Below are 22,889 nucleotides of genomic sequence, written 5' to 3'. Positions count from 1 at the left end.
GCTAGGCCCTTGTCGTTTCGGCGAGTTCCCGGAAGAAACGGTAGCAGCTGCGGCCCGCTTTCTTGGCGTGATACATCGCCGTGTCGGCGTTCTTCAACAACCGGCTGACGTCTTCGCCGTGCTCCGGATAGACGGCAATTCCGATGCTCGTCGAGATGTCGATGCGGTGTGGACCGATGGCGAAGGGACGCTTGACCGCAGCGAGGACCTTGCGGGCGACAACTGCCGCATCGGCGGCCTTGTCGATCTGCGCCAGCAGAATCACGAATTCGTCGCCGCCGACGCGCGCGACGGTGTCGGAACTCCTCGGCGCACAGCCGCGCAAACGGAGCGCGACCTCCTTGAGCAGGAGGTCGCCGACATCATGACCGAGGGTGTCGTTGACCGGCTTGAAGTCGTCCAGATCGAGGAACATCACGGCCAGCGTCCCCTGCTCCCTGCGCACCTGTGCCAGTGCCTGGAACAAGCGGTCGCTGAGCAGCATGCGATTGGGCAGGTCGGTCAGCTGGTCGTGGTGGGCGAGGTGCTGGACGCGCTCGTCGGTGGCCTTGCGTTCGGAGATATCCTGCATGATGGCGACAAAGTGTCGAATACTCCCGTCGCCGCCGGTGACCGGCGAAATGGTCAGCGCCGCGTCAAAAAGGCTGCCGTTCTTACGCCGGTTGACCAGCTCTCCGGTCCACACCCGCCCGGCCAGAATGGTCTGCCACATGCCCTCGTAGAAGTGCCCGTCCTGCTTCCCCGAATTGAGCATTTCGCCGGGATTGTGACCGACGACTTCGGCGGTCGCAAAGCCGGTGATTTGCGTGAACGCCGGATTGGCCCATTCGATCGCTGCCGAGAGATCGGTGATCACGATGCCGCTGGCCACGGCGTTGAGTGCCGCATCGAGCAGGTGCAGGCGTGATTCGAGCTTCTGGCGGACCAGCGCATGCCGTATCGCTCGCCCCAGCGCATCGTGCTGGAACAACTGTCCCTTGGGCAGATAATCCTGCGCGCCTGCCTGCAAGGCCGCTTCGGCGAGTTGGTGGTCATCCTGGCCGGTGAGAACGATGATCGGCACCGTCGGCGCAGCGGCTCGCATACGTTCCACGGTGGTGATTCCGGCGGAATCCGGCAGCGACAAATCGAGCAGCACCACGTCAGGCTTGTTGAACGCAGCGGCCGCAATCCCGTCGGCGAGCGTTGACGCCCAGATCACCGGATCGTCTTCGCCGATGCGCTTCAGGCCGGCAAGGCGAACATTGCTTCGAATCAGGCCCAGATCACCGGGGTCGTCCTCGATCACCAGGATCGAGATCCGCCTGCGGGTCGACTTCTTCATGCGCTACCCCCGTCTCTCCCTTGCCGCCCACCACCGGCCGACGCGAACACCAGGCCAGGCACGCCGCACGCCCGGGTGCCTGGCCTGCTCCCGCCGACGCGTTCGGCGCCGATTTCGCTGGTTCCTGTCGGGCCCCCAAGGCGGTTCCCCTGGAACAATAGCAGCACTTTCCCTCTGTCGCGCATCGTTGCCATCCGCGTCCGGTGCAAGATCAAGCCAATGCCTTGATGGCAGCGTTTCGCACGGGCTTGCTCACGGCGCTCCTCGCTCATCGATTCTCGGGCAACCTTACCAGAGAGATCCAATACTCGCTCAGCTGACGAATCTCGACGATGAATTCATTGACATCCAGCGCCTTGGTAATGTAGCCGGAGGCACCGAGGCGGTAGCTGTCGCGTACGTCACGATCGACTTCCGAAGTACTCAGGACGACGACCGGAATGTCACACAGGGCCGGATCGCCCTTGACCACGGCGAGAAACTCGCGGCCGTCCATGCGCGGCATGTTCAGATCGATCAGGATCAGGTCGGGACGCACGGCCATGGCAAAGCGCCGACCTTCCCGCTGCAGGTACTCCAGCGCCTCGCGACCATCGAGGACGTGCTGCAGGTCGACGTGAAGGCGGTTCTCGGTCAATGCCCACTTGACCAGGTGCGCGTCAGCCGGCTCATCGTCGGCGAGCAGAACAACAAAGGGCGACAGGCGTTTGCCGATCATCTTCGTTCCCGGCGAGCAGTCTGGCAGCGCGCGAAGCAGGCAGCAGCCCCGAGCAGGCGCTTCGACCGCGGCGTGAGCATCGTCAAGCGCTTTCCCGGGGCAGCGGCAGTGACACGCAGAAGCGGCTGCCCTGCCCCTCTCCGGGCGAGTCGGCCCAGATGCTTCCACCATGGTGCTCGGCAATCTTGCGACACAGCGCCAGGCCGACGCCGCTGCCCTCATAGCTGGCGCGGCTCTGCAAGCGCTGGAAGACCTGAAAAAGGCGGCCGATCTGGCCGCGGTTGATGCCCACCCCGTTGTCGCTAACGGTCAGGCACCACTGCGCGCGCGCGACCCGGCTCGCCACCCTGATCTCCGGGCGCCGCCCGGCGACGCGGAATTTGGCCGCGTTGGCGATCAGGTTCTGCAGCAGGCGCAGGATTTCGTCGGGGCGCACCCAGGCGCGTGGCCAATGGCCACGGACGCTGATCTTGGCCTGCGCCTCGGCGATCGCCGGCTGCAGGAAGAGCAGTGCCTCGTCGACGATGGCCCGGGTTTCCAGCCAGGTGGGCGGCTCGCCGAGGCGACCGACGCGCGAATACTCGAGCAGCGCAACGAGCATTTGATCGAGACGGCGGGCACCTTCGATGGCGAACTTGAAGTGCTCGCGCTGCTCGTCGTCCAATTGCCCGGCAAGACCGATGCCGAGCAATTGCAGGTAACTGGCGACCATTCGCAAGGGCTGCCGGAGATCGTGCGAGATGGCGTAGCTGAACTGCTCCAGTTCGGCGTTCGAGCGTTTCAGCTCCTGCTCCGCCTGCTTGCGTTCGGTGATGTCCTGGGTCGTCCCCAGGCAGCGCAGCGGCGTGCCATCGGCGGCGCGCGTCAGATCCGCTTGCTGGCGGACATGGCGCAGCGTCTCGCCGACAATGATTCGATGTTCGTGCTGGAAAACCGCGCCATCGGCGAGTGCAGCTCGCCAGACCTCCTCGACCGCCTGGCGGTCGTCGGCGCAGACGCGCTCCAGGTAACTGCGGTAACTGCCCCGCGTGCCTGCAGGCAGGCCAAAGATGCGGCAGGTTTCCGCCGACAGGTGCATTTCGTCGCTGGCCAGCTCGTAGGTCCAGCTGCCGACATGGGCGACCGACTGGGCGCGGATCAGCTTGTCCTCGCTCTCGCGGAGAACGACCAGCGTCTGGTCCAACTCGCGCACCTTCTGCTGCAGGTCGGCCTGCAGGCTTTCCTGCTCGCGCATCAGCCGACAGGTGCGGATGGCCGAGTGCACCGCGACGAAGACCCGCTCGGCGCTCAACTCCGACTTGAGCAGGTAGCCGTCGATCTGGTAGTCGCTGACCACCTGTCGCTGCGGCGCGTAGCCCGGTTGCCCGGTGATCAGGACGATCTGCACGGTACGCCGCGCCAGCTCGTCGCGGATATGGCGCACCAGATCGAGGCCCGCGCGGTCGGTTTCCATGACCACGTCGAGCAGGATCAGGGCGATGTCCGGATGGGCGGCGAGCTCGTGCTTCGCTTGTTCGGCCGAAAAAGCATCGATGAGCCGCAGCCCTCGCCCGTCGATGTGCAGCTCGTGCAAGGCCAGGCGAAGAACGTGGTGCACGTCGGGCTCGTCGTCGACCAGCAGGACCTTCCAGGGGTCGTTGGCGAATTCCACGTCGACCGACGCCGCGGCGGACAAGCCGGCGAGCAAGTTGGCATCGTCGATCATCTCGGGCATAACGAGAACTCCTGTGCAAAATCCTTTTGGCTGCGATGAACCGCAGCCGCGACAAGCGCGCATCGAGCGCAGAACCGATCCCGGTTCGCCGAGCGCCGTCGATCACAGCGCCTCGGCCGAGGCAGATAACAGTCTATTACGACAGCAGCGCCGACTTCTTTAGGCCTGGCAGGCAAATGTCGGAATTCAAGGCTCCCGGAGTCGAGGCGGGTGCTGAAAGCTCGCCGCAAGCGCGGTCTGCGGCGGCAGCAAGAACCACCTCGGCAACCACTGCACGCAGCGCTTGCCTGCTGCCGGCAAAAAGACACTCTGCTACAATCCCGCTCTTCTTCAACGCCGGCTGGCAGCGCTTGGCCAAGCCCGTGATCAGCGGTTTCCTTCTCCCGGACAGAGGCAATGATGCAACCCACAGCAAAACCCAACAACCCCAATTTCTCGTCGGGACCGTGCAGCAAACGCCCCGGTTATGACGTCAACGCTCTGCAGCTCGATACCCTCGGTCGCTCGCACCGCTCGGCGCTTGGCAAGAAGGCGCTCGCGCTGGCCTGCTCGGAGACGGCGCGCATCCTCGGCTTGCCCGCGGGCTACCGTGTCGGTGTCGTCCCGGGATCGGATACCGGCGCCGTCGAGATGGCCATGTGGTCGCTGCTTGGCGAACGTGGCGTCGATGTCCTGGCCTGGGAGTCCTTCGGTTCGGGTTGGGTCACCGATATCGTCAAGCAGCTGAAGCTTGCCGATGTGAAGGCGCTCAAGGCCGACTACGGCGATATCGTCGACCTGGCGCAGGTCAACTTCGCCAATGACGTGGTGTTCACGTGGAACGGCACGACCTCGGGCGTCAAGGTACCGAATGGCGACTGGATTCCGGCGGACCGCGCCGGCTTGACGATCTGCGACGCAACCTCGGCCGTCTTCGCCATGGACCTGCCGTGGGACAAGCTCGACGTGGTGACCTTCTCGTGGCAGAAGGTCCTTGGCGGCGAAGGCGCCCACGGCATGCTGATCCTGAGCCCGCGCGCCGTCGCCCGCCTCGAGTCGTACACCCCGCCATGGCCCATGCCCAAGGTCTTCCGCCTGACCTCCGGCGGCAAGCTCAACGAAGGTATTTTTCGCGGCGAGACGATCAATACGCCGTCGATGCTCTGTGTCGCCGACTACCTCGACGCCTTGCAGTGGATCGAGGGCATCGGTGGCGTCAAGGCGGCGATTGCGCGCAGCGAAGCCAACCTGGCGGTGATCGCCGATTTCGTCGCCGCCCATGACTGGATTTCCTTCCTCGCCAGTGATCCGGCGACGCGCTCCAACACCAGCGTCTGCCTGAGTCTTGAACTCGACGCCGAGCGCGTGAAGAAACTCGTCAAGCTGCTCGACAGCGAAGGCGTTGCCTTCGACATCGGCTCGTACAAGGACGCGCCGGCAGGAATTCGCATCTGGTGCGGCACCACCGTCGACAGCGCCGATCTGCGGGCGCTGATGCCGTGGCTGGCCTGGGCCTACGCGCAGGTGGCGGCGTGAGTCGCCGAGCACTGCAGCAGGCAAGGCGCTGGCTGGCAAGCCGTTCAGCGTCATCACACAACCTCTCAATTTGAGCGACACTTTCATGTACAAGGTCAGAACCTACAACAAGATCGCGCTCAGCGGTCTCGATCGTTTCCCGCGTCAGGCGTATGAAGTCGGCAGCGACATCGCGCATCCCGACGCCTTCCTCCTGCGCAGCCAGAAGCTGCAGGGAATCGAAGTGCCGCAGTCGCTGCTGGCCGTCGCCCGCGCCGGCGCCGGGGTCAACAACGTGCCGGTCGCCGAGTACGGCAAGCTGGGCATCGTCGTTTTCAACACCCCGGGGGCGAATGCCAACGCGGTCAAGGAACTGGTCATGGCCGGCATGCTGCTTAGCTCGCGGGCCATCGTCGACAGCATGAACTTCGTGCAATCGCTCGGCGACCTCAAGGATCCGGCGGAAATGTCGCCGCGCGTCGAAAAGGAAAAATCGCGCTTCGCCGGCAACGAGCTCAAGGGCAAGACGCTGGGCATCGTCGGCCTCGGTGCGATCGGCTCGATGGTCGCCGAAATGGCGCTGGCCATGGGCATGAAAGTGGTCGGCTTCGACCCGGTGTTGTCGATCGACGCCGCCTGGCGCCTGTCCAACGAAGTCAGCCGGATGGAGAACCTGCAGTCGCTGCTGGCGCGTTCCGACTACGTGTCGATGCACGTGCCGGCCGTCGATGGCACCCGGCACATGATCAACAACGACACCCTGGCGGCGATCAAGTCCGGCGCCGTCCTGCTCAACTTCGCTCGCGAGACGATCGTCGACTCGGCCGCCGTCCTGCAGAGTCTCGCTGCCGGCAGGCTGGGCAAGTACGTCTGCGACTTCCCCGAACCCTGTCTGCTCGCTCACCCGCAGATCATTGCCATGCCGCATATCGGCGCGAGCACTGAAGAATCCGAGGAAAACTGCGCGGTGATGGCCGCCAATCAGCTGGTCGACTACCTGGAGAACGGCAACATCGTGAACTCGGTCAACTTCCCGACGATCAGCATGGAGCGCAGCCCGGGCACCTCGCGTATCGTCTTCTCCAACGACAATGTTTCCGGCGTGCTTGGCCAGGTGCTCTCGGTACTCGCCGAGAACAAGGTCAACGTGGTGGACATGATGAACAAGAGCCGCGCCGAACTGGCGTTCAACATCGTGGACGTCGAAACGCCCCCAGGCGACGACGTGGCCCGCGCCATCGGCGCGGTCGAGCACGTGATTCGGGTGCGCGTGATCTGATCGCAAGACCCGCCGGCAGCGCCGGCGGGTCCCCACGCCCCCTGCCGGCGCTGACGATCGGGGCCGGATCAGGGCCTCCTCAGCGCCCCTTGGCCAGCCTCTTTTCCAGCTTATCGACCAGTTTTCGCAAAGCCGGTTCGGCGATCAGGCGCTTGGCCTTCTTCACGTCCAGCCAGCGCCGCTCGCGGTGACTCTCCTCCCACTCGTCTTCGGGAACGCTTTCACTGACCGCCATCGGGAAGACCGCGACAGTGCACACGCCACCCCACTTCTTGTAGTCGTAATCACCCATCGGCTCGTCGTCGAGACGGCCACGAATGCCCGCCTCCTCCAGGGCCTCCTTTTCGGCCGAATCGCGTAGCGACAGCTCGGGTTCCTTGACTCCCTTCGGAATCACCCAGCGCGTCGCCTTGCGCGAGGCAATGAGCATGATCTGCAACTGGCCGTCGACCAGGCGATAAGGCAGAACCGCCGACTGCGTATAAAAATGATCCGGAACCGGGCCGCGTTCGTCGTCCTGGCTGCCGCCATTCCCCTTGCCCTTTTCGTCCCTTGCGTCCCTCTCGTCGGGCAGCTCGTCGGGAACCTGGCCGGGTCGGGTCACCGAGACCAGGGTCGCGCAGCCGCGCGCCAGCGTCGGCCAATCGGCGAACACTTCCAGATGCGCCAGCGCCGAGGTCGGCAGGACCTTGCCGTCGTCGGGGATTTCGAGCTCGCCCTCGGCCAGGTAGGCAAGCAGATCCTCCAGGCCGGGATTGTGTCCGACCAGCATCACTCGCTCGGCGCCCTGCGGGCAATCAGCCAGCGCCGCGAGCAGGAACTCGGCCGGTGCGGCATAGATGCGCTCGTCCCAGCGCACCTTTTTCAGCGACAGCCCCATTGCCTCACAAGCCGCCTCGGTCGTCGCCCGGGCGCGCTCGGCTGGCGAGCTGAGGACGACGTCCGGACGCAGCTTGCGGTGCCTGATCCAGGCGCCCATCTTGCGGCTACCGAGACGACCGCGGCTGACCAGTGGGCGATCAAAGTCGTCCTCGCCGGTGGTCCAGTCCGATTTTCCATGCCGCAACACCAGTAATGTCTTGCCCTTCATTCTCAAACTCCTTCTGCGCGCAGCGATTGGTGAACAAACGGGCTGCAAAGCGAACCCCGAAAAGCACCACGCGGTGGCGCCGGTGGAACAGCAATGATAACGGAAGGTGCCGCCGCTCCGCAGGGGCGCAGCGTGGCTGCGGCGTGTGGCTGGGCGTGGTCAGCTACGCGCAGCCTCACGCGCTGCCGGCGCGCAGCGTTTCCAGCGGCGCGCTCTGCAGCAGTCGCGAGGCGGCAAACCAGCCAGCGCCGGTGACCAGGACCGCGCCGCCGACAACGGCCGCCAGCGGCAGCCAGAAATTGATCGCCACCTCGAACTGGAACGCCTCGCGGGCCAGAAACTGCCCGATGGCAATGGCTCCCAGCGCGGCAATCAGACCGGACAGCGCGCCAATCGCTGCAAACTCGGCCAGCAAGGCGCGCCGCAGCTGTTCCCGACGGGCGCCCAGGGCACGCATCACCGCCAGTTCGTAGCGCCGCTCCTGTGCTGCCGACGCCAGGGCGGCGTAGAGCACAACGACGCCGGCGGCGAGCGTGAACAGGAAAATGAACTGCACCGCCTGCGCCACCTGATCCATGATCGACTTCAGCTGGCGCAGGATGGCGGCGACGTCGATGACCGTCAGGTTGGGAAACTCGGCCAGCAACGGGTTGACCAGATCCGCCTTCTCCGCGGGCAGGTGAAAACTGGTGATCCAGCTCGCCGGGTAGCCTTGCAGAACTGCCGGCGCCGTCAGCACGAAGAAGTTGACGCGCATCGTGTCCCAGTCCACCTTGCGCAGGCCAACGACGCGCATGCTGACCGTCTCGCCAGCGATGTCGAAATCGATGCGGTCGCCTACGGACAGGCCCAGCGTTCGCGCCAGACCATCCTCCACCGACGCCGCCGCCTCGTCCCTGCCCTCGAGGTCGGCCGCCGAGAACCAGCGTCCGTCACTCAGGTGGTTGCCTGCGGGCAGGTCGGCACGCATCGACAGATTGAACTCGCGTTCGATCAGGCGTTGCGCGCGATCATCGCGGTAGTCGGCGGCGCTGACCGGGGCCCCGTTGATCGTCGTCAGACGCCCGCGAATCATCGGCGCCAGTTCTGGCAGCAATCCGCGTGCGGCCAGCGCCGCGCGCACCGGCGCCACCTGTTCGGGCTGGATATTGACCACGAAACGGTTCGGCGCATCGGGCGGAACGGCTCTCTGCCAGGCGTCGAGCAGATCGCCACGGGTAACGGTCAGCAGGATCAGGGCCATGAAACCGAGGGCCAGGGCGACGATCTGCACGACGCTGGCCGACGCCCGCCGTTCGAGGCTGGCCAGGCCATAGCGCCAGCCGATGCCACCGGCGGTGCCGGCGCCGCCGCGCGCCGCCGCAGCCAGGCGGATCACCAGGCGGGCAATCAACGAAAACACCAGCAGCGCCGCGCTGAAGCCGGCGACGACGTAGGCGCCAAGCGCGATCTCGCCGGCAACCCAGAACATCAGGCCCGTCAGAACCAGAAAACCGATGAGATAGCCACCCAGCAAGGCTGCCTGCGGATTGCCCAGTTCGCCGCGCAGGACGCGCAGCGTCGGTACTTTCTTCAGTTGCAGCAAGGGCGGGACGGCAAAACCAAAGAGCAGCAACATGCCCACCGCCACGCCCTGCACCACCGGCAATAGGCCTGGTGGCGGCAACGGCGTGGCCAGCAACTGCGCCAGCCAGGCGTGCAGCGCGAAATGCGCCAGATAGCCGATGGCGCAACCGACGCCGGCAGCGAGCAGGCCGAGGACGGCGAACTGCCCCAGATAGAGACGCAGGAGAAGCCCCTGCGTGGCACCCAGACAGCGCATCACGGCACAGGGATCGAGATGCCGCTGGACGTAGCGCCGGGCAGCGAGCGCCACCGCCACCGCTGCCAGGACGACGGTCAGCAGGGCCGATAGACCGAGGAATTTCTGCGCCCGGTCGAGGGCGATGCGAATCTCCGGGCGGCCGTTCTGCGGGTCCTCCAGGCGCTGACCACGCACCAGGCGCGCTTCGATCTCACGCTGATAGCGCTTGACGAGCGCCGCGTCGCCCGCCAGGAGCAGGCGATAGCCAACGCGGCTGCCGACCTGCAGCAAGCCGGTGGCCGGCAGATCGTCGAGGTTCATCAGCAGACGCGGCGCAACGCTGAAGAAGTTGATGCCCCGATCGGGTTCCAGGGTGAGCACCGCCGCAACCCGCAGTGACGATTGTCCGACGGCGATCTGATCGCCGACACGCGCTGCCAGCGTCGATGCCAGACGCTCGTCGACCCATAGAGTTCCCCTGGCCGGGATGCCGTCGGCGGGTGCATCGGGAGCGTTCAGTGCCGGTGCAACGCGCAGCGAGCCGCGCAGGGGATAGCCGGTGCCGACCGCCTTGACCTCGGCCAGCTGGGAACGCATGTCGGCTCCCCGGCCACGACTGACCATGCTCGGGAAGGTTTGCGTCTCGACCACCTGCAGGCCGCGCGCGCGTACCTCGTCGGCAAAAGCCGCCGGCCACGGATGATCTGCGACCAGCAGCAGGTCGGCGCCGAGCAACTGGTGCGACTGGCGTTCGAGCGCCTGGCGCACGCGATCGGTGAAGAAGCCGACGGCGGTCAGCGCCGCCACAGCGATGACCAGCGCCGCGGCCAGCAGGCGCAACTCGCCGCCACGCCCGTCGCGGCGCAGCATTCGCCAGGAAAACGACAACAGCGAGCCAAGGTTCATGTCAACACGGTACAAGATCCACCGCTCCCGGCACAAGAAAAAGCCATCCGCATCTCGCTTGCTGCCTGGCGCGCTGCCCATGGCCGAGGGCCTGTCGCCGCGGGCCATTGGCAACCAGGACGGTCGGCGATGTTAGACTGGCACCCTGCGACATCAAGGGGAGCGCTGTGAAGGCCCGGACACCTCGCCAGGCGTGCTGCTTACTGCTTCTGGGACTCGCCGCCGGCGTGCTGGCACACGCGGGTGAACGCGTCCTGCGCGTCGCCATCCTGACCAACTCGCCACCGATGTCGTACACCGACGCCAGCGGCAAGCCGGCTGGTTTCAACGTCGGCGTGGCGCGCGCCTTGTGCGAGACCATGAAAGTCCGCTGCGAGTTGACCGTTGTCGAACTTGCCAAGGTCGTCGATGCCGTGGCTGCCGGTGAGTTCGACTTTGCGGCGGTCAGCCTGCTCGCCACGCCGGCACGCCAGGCCAGGGTTCTCTTCTCGAAACCGTATTACCGCTCGAACAGCATCTGGTTTTCCCAGCCGGGCGTCACGCCAGGCGCGACCAGCGCCCGTGTCGCGGCGGTCGCCGGCAGCGCGCAATATCGCTATGCCAGGGCGCAGGGCTGGAACGTCGTCGCCGTCGACCATCACTCTGCGCTCCCTGCCTTGCTCAGCGCAGGCAAGGTCAACGCGGTGCTGCTGCCGATGGCCACCTCCCTGAGCTTGCGCGCCAACCCCTTGATCCAGTCGCTCGGCCTGGAGACGACGGTCTTGCAGGCGCCTGAGTTGAGTGGTGACGTTGGCTTCAGCATCGATCCGCGAAATCCGCAATTGCGCGACCACATCAACGCCGCCTTCGATCAGATAAAACGCGATGGGCGCTTCGATCGCCTAAACACCGAGTACCTTCCCTTTCGCTTGCAGTAGTCGAGGAAACGACCGTTGACCGCTCTCCTGCGCACTCTTCGCGGCGCCCTCGCAGTGGACTGGCGAGCATTCCTGCGTGCGCACTGGACGCAGCGCAGCTGGCCTGCAGGAAAGGCTCTTGGCTGGCTTGGCGCGCTCTTCGGCGTGGCCTTCCTGGCGCAGATTCTGTGGCTGGCGAGCGACCAGCGCCAGGTGCTGGAGAGCTCCGAGCGCCTGCTGGAACGAACCGTCCCGAGTACGCTGGAACACTTTCGCGTGGCGCGTAACCTCGAACAGCTGCGCCTCGAAGGCGAGCGCGTTTTTTCGGGCCGCACGCCCGTCGCGCGCCAACAGGCCCGGTTCATCGTCAGCCTGCTGAGCAGCCACCCGGCGATGCTCGCCGACAGCAGAGTCGCCGCGCTGGCCAGGGAGGTTGACGCTCTTCTCAGCCAGGCCGCGCGCCAGGGCATGAGCGAGCAGCACTACGCCGAATGGGAAACACTGTCCAGTCGCTTGAGCCTGTTGGCCGACGATATCTCGACCGAAGGCGTCAATCTGGCCAGCGCCGACCTGCAGCTGATGTCGACGACCATGCTGCGCAGTCAGGTCAAGCTGGCGCTGGTTATGGCGCTGGTCGCCCTCTTTTTGGGCGGTTTCCTCTTCCTCATCCACCGGCATTTGATTCGCCCCTTGCAGGAAATGGACGATGCGCTGCGCGAACTGCGTTCCGGGCAGGCGTTGACGCCATTCTCGACGACCGCGATGGCCGAGATCCGGGCCGTCGAAGGGGCTATCGGCCAGTTGCGTGAGGTCATGCACGAGAACGACGAGGCGCGCCGGCAACTGCACTTCCTGGCCACCACCGACAGTTTGACGGGGATGTTCAATCGCCGCCATTTCATGGCCCTCGCCGAGGACGAGCTCAGACGCGCTCACCGCTATGGGCGGCCAATCTGCGTCGGCATGGCCGACCTGGACAATTTCAAGGGCATCAACGATGGCCATGGGCACGCCGTCGGCGACCGGGTCTTGCAGTCGCTCGCCGAGTTGTTTGGCCACACCTTGCGGCAGTCGGACTGGGTTTGCCGCTACGGCGGCGAGGAGTTCGCCTTCCTCTTTACGGAAACCACGCTCGACGAGGCGCATCGCCTGGCCGAGCGACTGCGTCAGCATGCGGCGGAAACGTCGATCGACGTCGGCGATGGCAGCGGCGGGCTGCAGCTGACCCTGAGTCTCGGCTTGGCGGACGCCTCGACCGGGTCGCTCGAGGCGGCTCTCGGACGTGCCGATACGGCTCTTTACGCGGCCAAGGAGGAAGGGCGCAACCGGGTCGTCATCGCGGCTTCCGCCAAAACGCCGAGACCCCCGCCGGAGGAAGGCAAGGACCTGGATTCACCGACAGGCGAACGCGGGCGCAAGTGATCCGCGCGCGGCACCCCGCGAACCTGTCCTCGGGCCGCCCGACCCGCTCGCCAGGCGCCCGGGCCGTGGCGTCGGAAAAGCCGGCAAGCGCTCGTCGAGGCAGCGCCTGCTGCGCCGGCGTGCCCGCCGGGAGCACGCTTCACTCGGCACGCAAGACCACCTCGACGAGGTGTTCGCGATGGTCGTCGACGAGCGGAATTTTCCGGTCGTTTCGTTCTTCGCCGTCAACCGTGACGCTCATCGACCCGTGCCCACCGTGCTCGCCAATGCCCTCCCGGGCGACGGCAATGTGATAAACGGTTTCCCTGTAGCGGTAGTGGATCTTGAATGACGGCCAGTTCGCGGGCAGGCACGGCGCGAGATTCAGCCGGTCCCCCTCCAGCCCGAGGCCGAGAAGGGATTCGACGATCAGCCGATACATCCAGCCGGCCGAGCCGGAGTACCAGCTCCATCCGCCGCGCCCGGTGTGCGGGGCGAGCGCATAGACGTCGGCAGCCATGACGTAGGGCTCGACCTTGTAGGTGGCGACGGCTTGCGCCGATGTGGCATGATTCACCGGGTTGATCATCGCCGTCAGTTCCCATGCCCGCCGAGCGTCGCCCAGGGCGGCAAATGCCATCGCTGCCCAGATCGCCCCGTGCGTGTATTGCCCGCCGTTCTCGCGCACGCCCGGCACGTAGCCGCGAATGTAGCCAGGGTCGAGAGTCGACCTGTCGAAGGGCGGATCGAGGAGCTGGATGAGCGCGTGCTCGCGGCGCACGAGGCGCTCGTCCACCGCCCGCATGGCCATCCGCGAGCGCAGCGCGTCACCCGCTCCGGAGAGCACCGACCAGCTCTGCGAGATCGAATCCAGCTGGCATTCGGCGTTGCTTGCCGAGCCGAGCGGCGTGCCGTCGTCGAAGTAGCCGCGGCGGTACCACTCGCCGTCCCAGCCATGGCGTTCGAGATTCTGGCGCAGCCGCGCGCCCTCCGCCGTGCAGCGCTCGGCGAAGGCCAGGTCGCCCTTCGCCCGCGCCAGGGTGCTGAACTGCCCGAGGACGTCACACAGGAAGAAGCCGAGCCAGACGCTCTCGCCCTTGCCGCCGATCCCCACCAGATTCATGCCGTCGTTCCAGTCGCCCGAGCCGATCAGCGGCAGGCCGTGCTCGCCGAAGCGCAGTCCGTGGCCGATGGCGCGCACGCAGTGCTCGTAGAGGCTGCAGGGCAATCGCATGAATGCCAACGTCGTTGACCCTCTGAAATAATCGTTTACGCTCAAGCAGTTACGAAAGATCTGTCCACAGCCCCTTGATTTGTGTAGTTTTCTGTCTTTTTGGAGTTTTCCATGAGCGCAGAAAACAAGGTCCGGCTGGTTGACGTATGGGTGGGTGTGCGCGATCCGAGACAGGTCACGAAAGTGGAGCACGACCTGGTCGAACTGCTGGTGGTTTCGGTCAGCGCGGTCCTGTCAGGCGCCGACACCTTCGCCGAAATCGAGGCCTGGGCCAAAGAGAAGCTGGACTGGTTGCGGCAATATCTGAAACTTGAGCAGGGCATTCCCTCGCACGACACCATTGGCCGGGTCTTTGCGGCGATCAATCCCGACGAATTCGGGGCGGCCTTCGTGCGCTGGGTAGGTCAGGTACTGCCCGTGCTGGCGAACGGCGAAGTGGTGGCCATCGACGGTAAGACCAGTCGTCGTTCAGGAAGGGTGGGCGCCACACCGCTTCACCTAGTCAGTGCCTTCGCAGCCCAGGCGAGCCTGGTCCTCGGTCAGCGGGCGACGGCCGAGAAGTCGAACGAGAAGACCGCCATCCCTGAACTGCTGGCGACCCTGGCCCTGGAGGGTTGTATCGTCACTATCGATGCCATGGGCACGCAGCCGAACATTGCGCAAGCCATTCGCAACCGGGGTGCAGACTATATCCTGGCGGCCAAGGGCAACCAGCCGAGGCTGGCTGAATCGATCGACGACTTCTTCAGCGCCTTTGAGGCGGCGCCGGGCAAGACTCCCCACCAGTTTCACGAAGTCGTCGAGAAGAATCATGGCCGGCTCGAAGTGCGTCGCTGCTATGTCTTCGATCAGCTCGACTGCCTGCACGCCCCCGAGCGTTGGCCAGACCTGCAATCGTTTGCGGTGATCACCACCGAGCGAACGATCCGGGGAAAAACAACCTCGACTGAACGCCGCTCTTACATCAGCAGTTTGGTGCCAGACTCGCAGCGGATGAATCAAAGCGTTCGCTTGCATTGGCGTGTCGAGAACAGCCTGCACTGGTGCATGGATGTGGTCTTTGGCGACGATCAGATGCGGGCCTGCTCCGATCATGCCGCACACAACCTGGCTGTCTTGCGTCAGTTCGTCTTGAATCTCATCCGCCTTTCCCCGGTCAAGCGCAAGGGTGGCCTCAAGACTCAGCGCCTGATCGCCGCCACGTCCGATTCCTTCCGGGCTGAACTCCTGGGTCTTGTATAGGATTCATGCGATTGCCCTGGTAGAGGCTGGCCGCCTCGGTAGAGCGCCCGGGCAGGTCGTAGTAGGAATCGTCGCCCGGGTTTACCGGGCGGCCTTCGAGGAAGTGCACCTGTTCATCGAGCACCCCGGTGTCCGCGCTGCTGCTCACGTAGCGGCACACCGCCAGCGGCAGCCACAGGTAGTCGTCCGAACAATGCGTGCGCACGCCGCGGCCCGACGGTGGATGCCACCAGTGCTGGACATCTCCCTCCTGGAACTGACGGCTGGCACAGAGCAGCAGGTGCTCGCGGACCAGCCCGGGCTCGACGTGGATGAGCGCCATCACATCCTGCAACTGGTCGCGGAAGCCAAAGGCGCCGCCGGATTGGTAGTAGCCGCTGCGCGCCCAGAGGCGGCAGGCCAGCGTCTGGTACATCAGCCAGCCGTTGGTCAGGACATTCACCGATGGATCAGGTGTTTCCACCTGCACCGCGCCGAGCGTGTGCTTCCAGTACTGCCACACCGCTTCGAGTGCGCTGCGCGCGGCCGATGGGCCGCGGAAGCGCTGCACAAGCCTGCCGGCGTCATCGGCGTTGCGCCCGACGCCAAGCCGGAAGACGATTTCGCGCGCCTCCCCGTCGGCCAGTTCGAAGCCGACCTGGATCGCGCCGCAAGGATCCAGGCCGGCGCCCACCCTGCCGGACAGGTGCGAGCGTCGCATGGCGGACGGATTTCTCAGCGTGCCGTTGCGGCCGAGGAATTCCGTACGGTCGCCGCTCAGGTTGCGCTTTAGGTCATCGACGTCGAAGAAGGCAAGGCGATCGGCAAATTCCGCGCTGTAGGGATTTCTGGCGAACAGGGCGCCGCTGCGCGGATCGATCTCGGTAACGACATGCATGGCCGTTTTCGCGGGCACATCTCCCAACACCCACTCGATATAGCCGGTCGCGGAGAGCTTGCGCGGCCGGCCCGATTCGTTGCGCACTTTCAGCACCGAGAACTTGACGGCGGCGTCGATGGCCACGTAGACCCACAGTTCGGAGCGAATGCCGCCGGAGCAGTGTTCGAAGACGCTGTAGCCGAATCCGTGCCGGCTGACATAGGGCGCCGCTGCGCGCACGGGCAACGGCGTCGGCGACCAGAACTGGCCGCTCTCTTCATCGCGCAGGTAGAGAGCTTCGCCGCTGGCGTCGCACACCGGGTCGTTGTGCCACGGAGTGAGACGGAATTCGTGCGCGTTCTCGCTCCAGGTGTAGCCGACGCCGTTCTCCGAGACGACGCTCCCGAAGTTTGGATTGGCCAGGACGTTGACCCACGGCGCCGGCGTCACCTGGCCGGGCGCCAGGCTGATCACATATTCCCGCCCATCCGGGGTGAATCCCCCCAGCCCGTTGCACAGGATCAGATCGCCGCGCGGCGTCTCGCTGGCGCCGGTCGTGTCGGGCCGGTCCTCGCTGCGCTGGGCTCGCCTTGCCACCATGCGGGGCACGCGCGGCGCGGCGAGCCGACGATAGTCGAGCTGTTCGGCCAGCGTTCCCCGGCCGTCCGAGATGACCGCACGCGCGACCGACTGGAGCAGGACGCGATCTTCGCTGGAGATGTGCTCCGCAGACCTTACGAAGATGCCGCCCGGCCGGTCGATGACGCTCGCTTCGATGCCCGAGGCGATGAATCCCATGATCCGTTCCTGCAATCGCTGCCGATAGCCGGCGTGATCCTCGTTCCAGATCACCAGGTCCACCGCCAGTCCCTTCAGGCGCCAGTAGGCGTGTGCCTGTACCAGCTGGCGCACGAGATCGATATTGGCGGCATCGCCGATCTGCAGCAGCACGATCGGCAGGTCGCCGGAGATGCCGTAACCCCACAGTCCCCGACTGCCCGCGGCGATTCGTGCTCAGCAAGGCCGCGTCCGCGCGCAGCGAAGCGTTGGCGTAGATGACGGAACTGGCCAGGCGCGCGTAGAGCTGCGCATCGGCCTCGCTGGCGTTGAGCTGCCGCAGCACCACCTGGCTGTGCGTCCAAGGTCAGATCGAAGACGCGGTCGCAGAGGTGCCGGTCCTGGTATTTCTCGATCAGGCTCAAGGCCATGTCGCGCGAGCTGCCGATGCCTGAAACCATGTCGATGGTCGCCGTCTGCTCGGGATCGAGGACCAGCGAACAGCGGATGGCGACGATTGGATCGAGCACCGAACCAGCGCTGCCGGAAAGGGCCGCGGGGTCGCTCATCGCCAGGGGCGCAGCAGAACTTCTCCCCCGGCCGATAAAGCGCAGGCGATCGGTCTCGTAGGACATCTCGCCGATACCGGCCCCCTGCACCGTCAGCAGGTGGAACATCCAGGGCGCCTGCTCGCCGAGCGAGCGGGGCCGGCGGGCTGCACAGGATCGCGCAGCATTCGCGCAGGATCTCGGTCTGCACGAACAGGTTGCTGAAGGCCGGATGCAGGACGTCCGCGGCCGGCGGCGCGATCACAACTTCCGCATAACTGGTGACGTCGATTGCCCGGCGTTGTCGCGATCGGTTGGTGATGCGCACCCTGCGCAACTCGATGTCATCCTCCGGCGAGACGATGATCTCGGTGTGCGTTTCGAATTGGCCGTCGTCCGCGCCGTCGCCGGCAGCCACGGAAGCAACGGAGGCAACGGAGGCAACGGAATCACGGCGGCGAAACTCGGCCCTCCCCTCGGAAAAGATCGCTTCGTAGTGCTCCGGCCGCTTGTCCGTCGGCTGATAGGCGGTTGACCAGAAAGCAGCACTCCGCGTATCGCGAACGTAGCAGACGGTGCCCCAGTGATCGCAACTGGGATCTTCGCGCCAGCGCGTGACGGCGAGATCCTTCCAGCGGCTGTAGCCGCCGCCGGCATGGGTGACCATCACGTGATAGCGGCCGTTGGACAACAACTGCACCTCCGGGACCGCGGTGTCGGGGTTGCCGAACACCCGGATCGGCGTTTCCGCCGCCAGCGACGGCGAGCGCACCGCCGAGAGTTGGGCGGTGTGCGTAAACAGGGCCGTCGTCCGGGGAATGCGCTCCTGGAGCAGCAGCATGATCGCCTGGAACAGCGGCTCCGATTCGAATCGCCGCTGCATCGGACGCTCGAGCACCAGATACGCCAGCGCGAGCAGGCTCATGCCCTGGTGATGGGCCATGTGCGAGCGCACCACGACGTGCGCTTGCCCGCGTCGCTGCCGTGCAGGCGTGTAGTCGATGGCTTCGAAGAAGCCGAACTTGCCGATGAAGCCCTCGGCCGCCAGCCGCTGCAGATTGAGGCACGCCTGCTCGGGCGCCACCATCAGCGCCAGGGCCGAGGCGTAGGGTGCAATCACCAGGTCGTCGGCCAGTCCGCGCTTGAGTCCCAGGCCGGGTACGCCGAAGGCGCGGTACTGGTAGTTGAGATGCACGTCGACCGTGTTATAGCCCGATTCCGACATGCCCCAGGGCACGCCACGCAGCTGCCCATACTCGATCTGCCGGGCCACTGCCGCCTTGCAGGTCTGGTCGAGCAGCGTATTGTCGTAGGTCGGCATCACCAGTAGCGGCATCAGGTACTCGAACATGGAACCGCTCCAGGAGAGCAGAACCGGTTCTCCGTCGCTGCCGGTGAGCAGGCGCCCGAGGGCGAACCAGCTCTCCTGCGGCAGTTGCCCCTGCGCAATGGCCACGAAGTTGCACAACCTCGCTTCCGAGGCCAGGAGATCGTAGTAGCCCGCGTCGACGCGCCGCTCGGCGACGTTGTAGCCAATGCTCAAGAGATGGCGTCGCCTGTCGTACAGGAAGTCATACTCCATGCGCGCGAATTGCAGGCATTGCAGTGCCAGACGCTCGATCGCGGCCATCCTGTCGCCGGCCGGGCCACTACCGGCCTGGGCCAGTTCGCGCAGCGTCGGTACGGCAGCGCCAGCGGCGAGCCCCTCCTGCGCACCCGCAGCCGACGCCAGACCTTGCCGCGGAGCGAGGAAGCAAAGCTCGTCGAGCGCCTCGCGGCATTGACGCGCAAGCGCCTGCGCCCACCCCTCGTCGCGACCTTTTCCTTCCTGCCCGGGCGTCGTGACCTCCCCGCCATGCGGACTTTTCGCCACCTGGGTGGCCAGTTCGGCGGCGCTGGTCGCCAGACGCGCGAGGCATGCATGCGCCGCCGTGAGGCTCTCCGGACGGGCAGCCGACGCGGATTCCAGTTCGTTCCGAAATGCCTTCGCCTGCTCGACGCCAGCTTCGCCCGCCGCGTCGAGAAAAATCCGCAGCGTGTCGCCCAGGCCTGCGAACAGCTGTGCCGGCAGTATCCTGTCGTCGGCAAGGGCGAGCAGACCGGCGCGCAGGGTGAGCAAATGGCCGGCAAGGTTGCCGCTGTCCACCGTCGAGATATACAGGGGCAGCAGCGGCTGCAGCGTCTGCGTGTCGTACCAGTTGTAGAAGTGCCCGCGGTGTCGTTCCAGCGCGTCCATCGTGTTCAGGGTGTTCGCCGTGCGCTCGAGAACCTGTCCGGCGACGATGTAGCCGAAGTCGTAGGCGGAAAGATTCGCCAGCAGCGCCAGCCCGATGTTGGTCGGCGACGTGCGATGCGCGACCGCGGCAACGCGATACTCCTGAACATTGTCCGGCGGCAGCCAATGGTCGTCCGCGCCGACGAAGTGGTCGAAGAACGCCCAGGTGCGGCGCGACAGCGCGCGCAGAAAGAGCGTCTGCTCGCCGCTCAGGGTCGCCTTGCGCGGCGCCAGCGGACGGCTGACCCACCAGGCAATGAGCGGCGACGCAAACCACAGGAGGAGGATCGGCCCGGCCACCGCCAGCACCGCCGGCCTCGCTGCCGCCAGGTGGATCGCCGTCACGGCAGCCACGGCCGGGGCCAACCACATCGTCCGAAAAGTGGCTGCGAGCGTACCGCGGTCGCGTTCGCCCGCCTCGCGATCCGCCTCCGCGGACGGATTCCATTCGAGCAATCGCGAGCGGGTCGCGAGCATCCGCCAGACCGTGCGGGCGATCGCCTGCAGACTGAAGTACGCCTCGTACGGCAGACAGGCGAGTTCGAACACCAGCTGCATCGAGTGCCGGTAGGCCGAGCGCGTGACGCTTGCCAGGTGCTGCCTCACGAGCGCCTCCTCGGGCTTGCGGAAGACGTCGAGGAGAGCGGCGCACAGGGGCGGAAGCAGCATGATGCCGATCGCCGCCAGGGTCCACAACCAGGCCGGCGCCAGCAGCGTCCATCCCGCCAGAAGGAGCAGCGTCAACGCCGCGGGGACGAGGCTTCGCCGCAGGTTGTCGAAGAGCTTCCACTGCGACAGCAGCGAGAGGGGATTCCTCTGCCGCGTGTTGTCTTCCCCGACAGGCGCGCCCGGAACGCGCCGGCGTAGCCATCCCGCCAGTTGCCAGTCGCCACGGATCCAGCGGCTGCGCCGGCTCACATCAGCGCTGTAGCGGGTCGGGTAATCCTCGTAGAGGTGCACATCGCTCAACAGTCCCGCGCGGGCGTAGCAGCCTTCGAGAAGATCGTGGCTAAGAACGCGATTTTCCGGGAAGCGCCCGCCAACTGCCTGCTCGAAGGCATCGACGTCGTAGATTCCCTTGCCGATGAACGATCCTTCTCCGAACACGTCCTGGTAGACATCCGAGACCGCGCGCGTATAGGGGTCGATGCCCGGCTCGCCCCCATACAGGCGCGCATAGCGCGAGCGGTTGGTCGCCGGGAGGCCGATCGCCACGCGCGGCTGCAGGATGCCGTAGCCCGCGCTGACGCGCCGTTTCGCGGCATCGTAGCCGGGGCGATTCAGCGGGTGCGCCATGGTGCCGACGAATTTGCGCGCCGCATCGCGCGGCAGTTGCGTATCGGTGTCCAGCGTTATCACGTATTTAACGGACGAGAGGACCGCGCTATCCCCGACGACGAGCGCAAAGCCGTCCCTGGCGCCACCGCGCAGCAGCGCATTCAGGTCGGCGAGCTTGCCGCGCTTGCGCTCGTAACCCATCCACAACCGGTCCTCGGCGTTCCAGCGCCGCGGGCGATGGAAGAGGAAGAAGAGGTCATCCCTGATGCGGCTCCCGTCAGCGCCGTACTTCTCGTTCAGCTCGCCGATCCTCTTGCGCGCCAGTTCCAGCAGCGATGCGTCCTCGGGGAGCGATTCCTCGCCAGCGTCGCGGAAATCGGTCAACAGGCCGAAGTGCAGGCGTTCATCGCGATTCGCCAGAAACCTGACTTCCAGCGCCTCGATCAGCTCCTCCACTCCGGACGCGCTGGTAAGCATCGTCGGGACGACGACCAGGGTGCGTGCGTGGGCCGGGATGCCTTCGCTGAAATCCATTCTCGGCAGGGGGTGCGGCGCCACGAGCAGCGTTGCCAGCCAGTTCACCAGCGCTACGCCCAGTTGACTGGCAGCCAGCAGAGAGACGATGCCGATCGGCACCAGCAGCCAGTCAGGCGCCCCGGCGGCAAACGCCTGCGCCAGCAAGCCTGCCGCGACGATCGCCGTGATCAGAGCGATGCCGCCCAGGTACGCGAGCAATGGGAAGCGGCCTGCCGTCGCGCACAAGGCCTCGGCGCCGGTACGGCGGACCTGCGCTGCGCGCTCGAGTTGCGGCAAACCCTTGTCGATCAGGTAGTAGCCGACGTGCCCGGCACGATCGCCAGCGCCGCTGCCAGCATCGCTCGCCACTGCACCCATGCGCGCCAGGTCGACCGCCTTGCGGGCAACCTCGACCTCGGATAGGGCCCCCTGCTTCGCTATCCTCTCGATGGCATGGCGATAGCGATCGCGGGTGGCAAAATCCATCCGGCCATAGGTAGCGCCCGGATCCTCTCGCAGCGTGTTCTCGACGACACTCTGGGTCTCGACGAATGTGCGCCAGTCCGTCGCGCCGAGAACCCGCAGACTGCCGATGCTGTTGCTGATCGAGACCTGATCGGCGGCCTGCTGCTGGTTCTCCGCGTGCACGAGGTGCTCGATGGTCAGACCCGATTCCGACAGCCGCTGCTCGATCCAGGTCAAGGGCAGTGCCAGCGTGGGACCGCGTCCCTGCAAGCGCCGTGCGAGTTCCGCGACGAAGCCGCCGACCATCGGCGGATCCGAGCATGCCATGTCGGCGATCACCAGGATCAGGCTCTTTGGATCGCTGACTGCGGTCTCCGTCATCCGCTCCGCCCAGGTCGCGGCGAGGTTTCGCTCGGCCCAACCGGCTGCGATGCGCACGCCGACGCGACGCAGATTCTCGATGACTGCCAGCCGCAGCATGATCGGGATCGCCCACAACTCGCCCAGCTTCATCGGGCTGATGCTCTGGTAGGACGCCACGAAGCCGCTCAAACTGTCAATATCCACGCGACCATCGCCGTGCGCAATGGTCTCCAGCGCGATGTCGTACACCCGCGGACGACCGGCCGACGGCCCGTGCGCCAGGCGCGGGAGTTCGCGGCTGTAGCCCTCTGGCAGGTGCCGCTTGGCGGTGCGGATCTGCTCTTCGATGAGATAGAAATTATCGAGCAGCCATTCCCCGGCCGGCATCATCCGGCGGCTCTCCGTGGCCGCCGTCGTCAGCAGTTCGCACACGTCGACCAGGGTGCTTTCGTTCTCTGCCAGCCGAGCCAGGAGCCGGTCCGGTGCCTGCCCGGCAATCAGCCTGTGCGCGGCCGCGAGCGCCTCGCCGTGCAGCGCCATTTGATCGGCGCTGTACAACTCGGAGCGCAACGGGGGTTCTGCGTCGGGTAAGGCCCTTGGCCCCCCGTCACCGCGAAGCGGGGCTTTCAGGGACCGAATATAGCGGCTGCGCTTGCTGTCGACGTTCAACTGAAGGGATCCTTTTCTGAAAACGAAATCGCCAGGC

10 protein-coding genes and 2 pseudogenes are annotated in these 22,889 nt (G+C 65.8%); 5 read left to right on the top strand and 7 right to left on the bottom strand.

Translation table 11 applies throughout. The features are described from left to right. Position 1: 1 nt before the first annotated feature. The 3 genes from QZ613_RS06380 to QZ613_RS06370 form a co-directional block, all read right to left on the bottom strand. Positions 2 to 1,324, bottom strand: a complete 1,323-nt coding sequence (locus QZ613_RS06380) for a diguanylate cyclase (protein ID WP_291866199.1) — start codon at positions 1,322 to 1,324, stop codon at positions 2 to 4. A 268-nt stretch (positions 1,325 to 1,592) separates the two neighbouring features. Next, the gene (locus tag QZ613_RS06375; RefSeq protein WP_043564363.1) at positions 1,593 to 2,042 is read right to left on the bottom strand and encodes a response regulator; all 450 of its coding nucleotides are present in this window, start codon (positions 2,040 to 2,042) and stop codon (positions 1,593 to 1,595) included. 82 nt (positions 2,043 to 2,124) lie between these two features. Then, the gene (locus QZ613_RS06370) at positions 2,125 to 3,756 is read right to left on the bottom strand and encodes an ATP-binding protein (protein WP_291866201.1); all 1,632 of its coding nucleotides are present in this window, start codon (positions 3,754 to 3,756) and stop codon (positions 2,125 to 2,127) included. A gap of 399 nt (positions 3,757 to 4,155) precedes the next feature. On the opposite strand from QZ613_RS06370, the gene QZ613_RS06365 reads away from it, so the two are divergent. Next, positions 4,156 to 5,271: a phosphoserine transaminase gene (locus QZ613_RS06365; protein WP_043564360.1), complete on the top strand. Its 1,116-nt coding sequence runs from the start codon at positions 4,156 to 4,158 to the stop codon at positions 5,269 to 5,271. Positions 5,272 to 5,356: 85 nt separating this feature from the next. Then, positions 5,357 to 6,529, top strand: coding sequence for a 3-phosphoglycerate dehydrogenase family protein (locus QZ613_RS06360; protein ID WP_043564474.1), 1,173 nt, complete (start codon positions 5,357 to 5,359; stop codon positions 6,527 to 6,529). 79 nt (positions 6,530 to 6,608) lie between these two features. Here QZ613_RS06360 and QZ613_RS06355 read toward each other — a convergent pair whose 3' ends face one another. Further along, positions 6,609 to 7,619: a histidine phosphatase family protein gene (locus QZ613_RS06355; RefSeq protein ID WP_291981825.1), complete on the bottom strand. Its 1,011-nt coding sequence runs from the start codon at positions 7,617 to 7,619 to the stop codon at positions 6,609 to 6,611. A gap of 175 nt (positions 7,620 to 7,794) precedes the next feature. Beyond that, positions 7,795 to 10,344, bottom strand: coding sequence for an FtsX-like permease family protein (locus tag QZ613_RS06350; RefSeq protein ID WP_291981823.1), 2,550 nt, complete (start codon positions 10,342 to 10,344; stop codon positions 7,795 to 7,797). A gap of 152 nt (positions 10,345 to 10,496) precedes the next feature. Between QZ613_RS06350 and QZ613_RS06345 the strand changes: the two genes are divergently transcribed. Both QZ613_RS06345 and QZ613_RS06340 read left to right on the top strand, forming a co-directional pair. After that, a complete protein-coding gene (locus tag QZ613_RS06345; RefSeq protein WP_291981821.1) occupies positions 10,497 to 11,246 on the top strand; it encodes a transporter substrate-binding domain-containing protein in 750 nt (249 codons plus the stop codon). 15 nt (positions 11,247 to 11,261) lie between these two features. Next, on the top strand, positions 11,262 to 12,647 hold the full coding sequence (locus QZ613_RS06340; protein WP_291866210.1) for a GGDEF domain-containing protein: 1,386 nt from the start codon (positions 11,262 to 11,264) through the stop codon (positions 12,645 to 12,647). A 139-nt stretch (positions 12,648 to 12,786) separates the two neighbouring features. Here QZ613_RS06340 and QZ613_RS06335 read toward each other — a convergent pair. Next, a pseudogene (locus QZ613_RS06335) lies at positions 12,787 to 13,845 on the bottom strand (glycosyl hydrolase family 65 protein); the annotation flags it as partial. 126 nt (positions 13,846 to 13,971) lie between these two features. Between QZ613_RS06335 and QZ613_RS06330 the strand changes: the two are divergent. Then, positions 13,972 to 15,102, top strand: coding sequence for an ISAs1 family transposase (locus QZ613_RS06330; RefSeq protein ID WP_291868322.1), 1,131 nt, complete (start codon positions 13,972 to 13,974; stop codon positions 15,100 to 15,102). A gap of 16 nt (positions 15,103 to 15,118) precedes the next feature. Here QZ613_RS06330 and QZ613_RS06325 read toward each other — a convergent pair. Next, positions 15,119 to 22,723, bottom strand: a pseudogene (locus tag QZ613_RS06325) (glucoamylase family protein); the annotation flags it as partial. Positions 22,724 to 22,889 lie beyond the last annotated feature (166 nt).

Origin of the sequence: Candidatus Accumulibacter sp. ACC005 (assembly GCF_907163215.1) — a bacterium.
Classification (GTDB): Bacteria; Pseudomonadota; Gammaproteobacteria; order Burkholderiales; family Rhodocyclaceae; genus Accumulibacter; species Accumulibacter regalis.
The sequence above is the reverse complement of the archived record's forward strand: the minus strand, read 5'-3'. Positions and strand labels throughout refer to the sequence as shown.

Coding starts and splice junctions, on each gene's coding strand:
- QZ613_RS06355 (WP_291981825.1), bottom strand. CDS start 7,619: ATGAAGGGCAAGACATTACTGGTGTTGCGGCATGGAAAATCGGACTGG.
- QZ613_RS06380 (WP_291866199.1), bottom strand. CDS start 1,324: ATGAAGAAGTCGACCCGCAGGCGGATCTCGATCCTGGTGATCGAGGAC.
- QZ613_RS06375 (WP_043564363.1), bottom strand. CDS start 2,042: ATGATCGGCAAACGCCTGTCGCCCTTTGTTGTTCTGCTCGCCGACGAT.
- QZ613_RS06330 (WP_291868322.1), top strand. CDS start 13,972: ATGAGCGCAGAAAACAAGGTCCGGCTGGTTGACGTATGGGTGGGTGTG.
- QZ613_RS06360 (WP_043564474.1), top strand. CDS start 5,357: ATGTACAAGGTCAGAACCTACAACAAGATCGCGCTCAGCGGTCTCGAT.
- QZ613_RS06365 (WP_043564360.1), top strand. CDS start 4,156: ATGCAACCCACAGCAAAACCCAACAACCCCAATTTCTCGTCGGGACCG.
- QZ613_RS06370 (WP_291866201.1), bottom strand. CDS start 3,756: ATGCCCGAGATGATCGACGATGCCAACTTGCTCGCCGGCTTGTCCGCC.